Source organism: Methylophaga sp. UBA1464, from assembly GCF_002325665.1.
Lineage (GTDB): Bacteria > Pseudomonadota > Gammaproteobacteria > Nitrosococcales > Methylophagaceae > Methylophaga.
Window position 1 is genome coordinate 1 of record NZ_DCSO01000018.1, and the last position, 3932, is coordinate 3932.

Annotated in this window: 6 protein-coding genes; 4 read left to right on the forward strand and 2 right to left on the reverse strand. The window is 47.1% G+C overall.

Translation table 11 applies throughout. The annotated features are described in order from the left end of the window. From B3O33_RS01875 to thiE, 4 genes are all read left to right on the forward strand, one after another. Positions 1-380 (forward strand): FAD-dependent oxidoreductase (locus B3O33_RS01875; RefSeq protein ID WP_292362818.1); only part of this gene is annotated, 380 nt, incomplete at its 5' end. Further along, positions 370-591: a sulfur carrier protein ThiS gene (gene thiS / locus B3O33_RS01880; protein WP_292359248.1), complete on the forward strand. Its 222-nt coding sequence runs from the start codon at positions 370-372 to the stop codon at positions 589-591. The genes B3O33_RS01875 and thiS, both read left to right, overlap by 11 nt. A 1-nt stretch (position 592) precedes the next feature. Next, positions 593-1390 (forward strand): thiazole synthase, encoded by a 798-nt coding sequence (locus tag B3O33_RS01885; RefSeq protein WP_292359249.1) that lies wholly within the window; start codon positions 593-595, stop codon positions 1388-1390. Beyond that, complete coding sequence (gene thiE, locus B3O33_RS01890; protein ID WP_292359250.1) at positions 1383-2837, forward strand: thiamine phosphate synthase; 1455 nt, start codon at positions 1383-1385, stop codon at positions 2835-2837. Before B3O33_RS01885 ends, thiE begins: the two co-directional genes overlap by 8 nt. A gap of 4 nt (positions 2838-2841) precedes the next feature. On the opposite strand, the gene B3O33_RS01895 is transcribed toward thiE, so the two are convergent. Both B3O33_RS01895 and B3O33_RS01900 read right to left on the reverse strand, forming a co-directional pair. Next, entirely contained in the window at positions 2842-3684 is an 843-nt protein-coding gene (locus tag B3O33_RS01895) for an OmpA family protein (protein WP_292359252.1), read from the reverse strand. Beyond that, the coding region (locus B3O33_RS01900) for a phosphoribosyltransferase family protein (protein WP_292362819.1) at positions 3684-3932 on the reverse strand (249 nt) is incomplete at its 5' end. The genes B3O33_RS01900 and B3O33_RS01895, both read right to left, overlap by 1 nt.

Genomic DNA, 3932 nt, shown 5'->3' on the forward strand with positions numbered 1-3932 from the left:
TGAATCTGCAACAGTGCGTGCGGTTAATGCATCCACGTTATCCGCTGTATCTGGCGCCACGACCGGATCAGCAATATGTGATTGGGGCAACGGTGATTGAATCGGAAGATCGATCACCGGTCAGTGTGCGTAGTGCCATGGAATTGCTATCCGCGCTTTACAGTATTCATAAAGGTTTTGCCGAAGCCCGAGTGTTGGAAATGCGGGCGCATTGTCGTCCTGCATTACCTGATCATTTACCGACCATTCGCCAGCAGGAGTGGGGCTATCAAGTCAACGGACTGTATCGGCATGGTTATTTGCTGGGGCCGGTGATGGTCGACCAATTATTGACTAAATTATCAGAACAAACAGATTCGGGAGTGCGTTATGCAAGCTGAGTCGATTCAACCCATCTCACTTATTTTGAATGAACAGCCAGTGGAAACCATAAGCACTAATTTGCAGTTTTTTCTGGCTGAACATGGCTGGATTGAAGGCCGATTTGTGGTGGTGATTAACGACAATATTATCGCCAAGTCGGCACATTCAACTTATCAATTATCAGCAGGCGATCGCATTGATGTGCTGTCGCCGATCAGTGGAGGCTGACATGCAGGCATCTGACTGGACCGTTTACGGTCAAACCCTTAGCAGTCGTTTATTTATCGGCACGGCGCTTTATCCTTCACCGCAGGTTATGTGTGATGCCATTAAAGCATCAGGTGCTCAGGTGATTACTGTATCTCTGCGTCGGCAAAGTGCCGGCCAGGCCAATAGCGGTCAGCAATTCTGGAATATGATTGAAGCGCTGGGCTGTCATTTATTACCCAATACCGCAGGTTGTTACAGTGCCGCCGAGGCGATTAAAACAGCCCATATGGCCCGTGAGTTATTTGAAACTGACTGGATCAAACTGGAAGTATTAGGCGACAGTTTTAATCTGCAACCGGATCCGTTTGCCTTGCTGGAAGCCACCAAAACCCTGATTGCTGATGGTTTTAAGGTGTTTCCCTATTGCACCGATGATTTGGTCCTGTGCCAGAAACTGGCTGATGCCGGTTGTAAAGTCTTAATGCCTTGGGGCGCACCAATCGGTACTGGTCAGGGATTATTGAATCCTTATGCATTGAGAACATTAAGAGAACGTTTACCAGAAATGACTTTACTGGTCGATGCGGGTATCGGTAAACCTTCGGATGCGGTGCAGGCCATGGAACTCGGTTATGACGGGATACTGTTAAATACCGCCGTGGCCGAAGCACTTGAACCGGCATTAATGGCCGAAGCATTTAAACAATCCATCAATGCCGGACGTCTGGCGTTTGAAGCGGGCATTATGCCCAAACGCGATTCTGCCAAACCTAGTACACCCACATTAGACCAACCTATCTGGCAGCAACATGGCTAAACAAAATCAAACCGCGATCTTATTAATAGGTGGACTGGATCCTCAGGGCTGTGCCGGACTGACGGCGGATATTCAAACGGTCAGCCACCATGGTTTTCATCCGGTGCCATTGGTGACCTGTGTGACCGAACAGACCCAAAATGGTATGCGGGCGCTGAATCCGTTATCTGCTGAGAAATTTCTCAAACAATACGAAAGCAGCGTGGCTGACTTTGACATTTCAGCCATCAAAATCGGTTTGATTCCAAACCTTGAAATTGCCCAGGCCATTGAACGGATTCTGACCATTCATGATGTGCCGGTGGTGATGGACCCGGTGATGGCAGCCACAAGTGGTGGAGAACAGGCTGCACCTGAAGTACTTGATTTTGTGCGCAAGTCAGTATTACCAAAGATTACTTTGCTGACGCCGAATCTGCCTGAGATGCAGTACATCTCAGCGAATTCTGATTGCTCAGTGGAGAAACAGGTTCGCCAGTTGATTGAAGAGGGCTTATCAGCCTGTCTGGTCAAAGGTGGCCATGGCGATCAAAGTTTTGTATCAGATTATTTTGCCAATGCGTTTAGTCAATTTTATTGTTATCAGCGACGACTGAATAAAAATGTTCGCGGAACCGGTTGTGTGCTGGCATCCAGTCTGGCGTGTTATCTGGCCCAGGGCGAAGATATTCGTGATGCGGTGATTTTATCGCGTAGTTATATCAATCGCGGGATTCGCGAATCACAGACTCTGGGCCCTTATCAGTTGTTTTTCCACCAACGGCAACCATTCGAACTTCGCGATATCCCCAGGCTGAGTTATACCCCGGATTTGATTGGCAAAAGTTTCAGTTTTCCTGAATGCCCGGAGCGACTGGGGATTTATCCTGTGGTCGATAGTGCGGATTGGGTTAATCGTTTGTTAACCATTGGTATCAAGACCCTCCAATTACGATTAAAACAATCAGATAGCGCTTTTCTTAATGCAGAGATTGCCAGTGCGGTGGATATCGCCGAGCAGCATGGTGAAATTCAGTTTTTTGTGAATGATCACTGGCGTATGGCGATCGATAATGGCGCTTACGGTGTGCATCTGGGGCAGGAAGATTTGCATGATGCTGATTTGCTGGAAATTGAACAGGCCGGATTGCGGCTGGGGATTTCAACCCATTCATATTGGGAACTGGCCAGAGCATTAGCAGTAAATCCCAGCTATATTGCTTTGGGCCCCATTTTTGAAACCGACAGCAAACAGATGCCGTGGCAACCGCAAGGGTTTGATCGGTTAGCAGAATGGATACGCTTATTAGATGGACATACGCCACTGGTTGCCATTGGTGGGATTGATCCGCCGCGTGCCAGTGAATTGCATAAAACTGGTGTGGGTTCAGTGGCGATGATTTCAGCGATTACCAAAGCATCTGATTATCAACAGGTGACCCGTGAATTGCTGGCTTTGTGGGAATAGGTATTTAACGAATCAGCCGTATTTCAGAACGACGATTCTGTGCGCGTCCTGCGGGTGTTTTGTTATTAGCGATGGGTTTGGTATCACGATAGGAGTGCGTTTCGATAATCCCTTCATCAACCTCAGCCTGTTCGATTAAAAAGCTTTTCACAATTTGAGCCCGTTGTTCGGATAACTCAGTATTGAGTTCACGTCGACCAAAGCTGTCGGTATGAGATTCGATAATGATACGTTTGATGCTGTCGTCAATTTTGAGATAGTCAGCCAGTCGTTGCATTTGTCCGGAAGCTTTATTATCAAGAATCGCTTTTTCGGATTCAAAATAAACATTGAAATATTGCAGATCAGTAAAGCTGTCGGGGTGCATCTGATCTGAACAGGTCTGAAATTCACGCATGGCCGGCACGAACTGAACATTGGACAGAATAATACTGACCGGTTGGGTGTTGCCTTGCGTGGCATACTGCAATTGCACAAACTGACCCAATTGTAATGCCGACAAGGCTTTTCTGGCCGCATTACCTTCAATAACAAACTCACGCTGTCCGTAAGTTACCGGCAAGGTCAGCAGTTTTTGACTAACGTCTTCGCTTTGCCACGGGGTATTGGTAATGACTAAATCGACAGTGTTATGTGCAGCCGGGTGGTCTTGTGTGGTAATGGTTAATTTGATGGCCTCGCCATTGTGTCGATGAAAACTGACATGCCCATAATCGGTCACGTCATGGTGTAAGGCACAGGCCAATGCTGATGCTTCAGTTTCCCATTTGGCTTGATGAACCGCCGATTGAAAAACAGTATTAGCGATAGCGGGTGAAGCGAACAGCAAAAAAAGTAAAAATTTCATCAGTATTGAATTACGCTATGAACATTAAAATCGGTTAACAGGGAACGACCATTCAGGGCAGTGATTTCCATCAGAAATGCACAGCCAACCACATTACCACCCAGTAGCTGGATTAATTCACAGCTTGCTTTGGCCGTGACGCCGGTCGCCAGTACATCATCAACGATTAAAATATTGCCATTTTCAGCCACGGCATCAGCGTGAATTTCCAGGCTGTTTTCACCATATTCCAATTGGTATTCGACCTT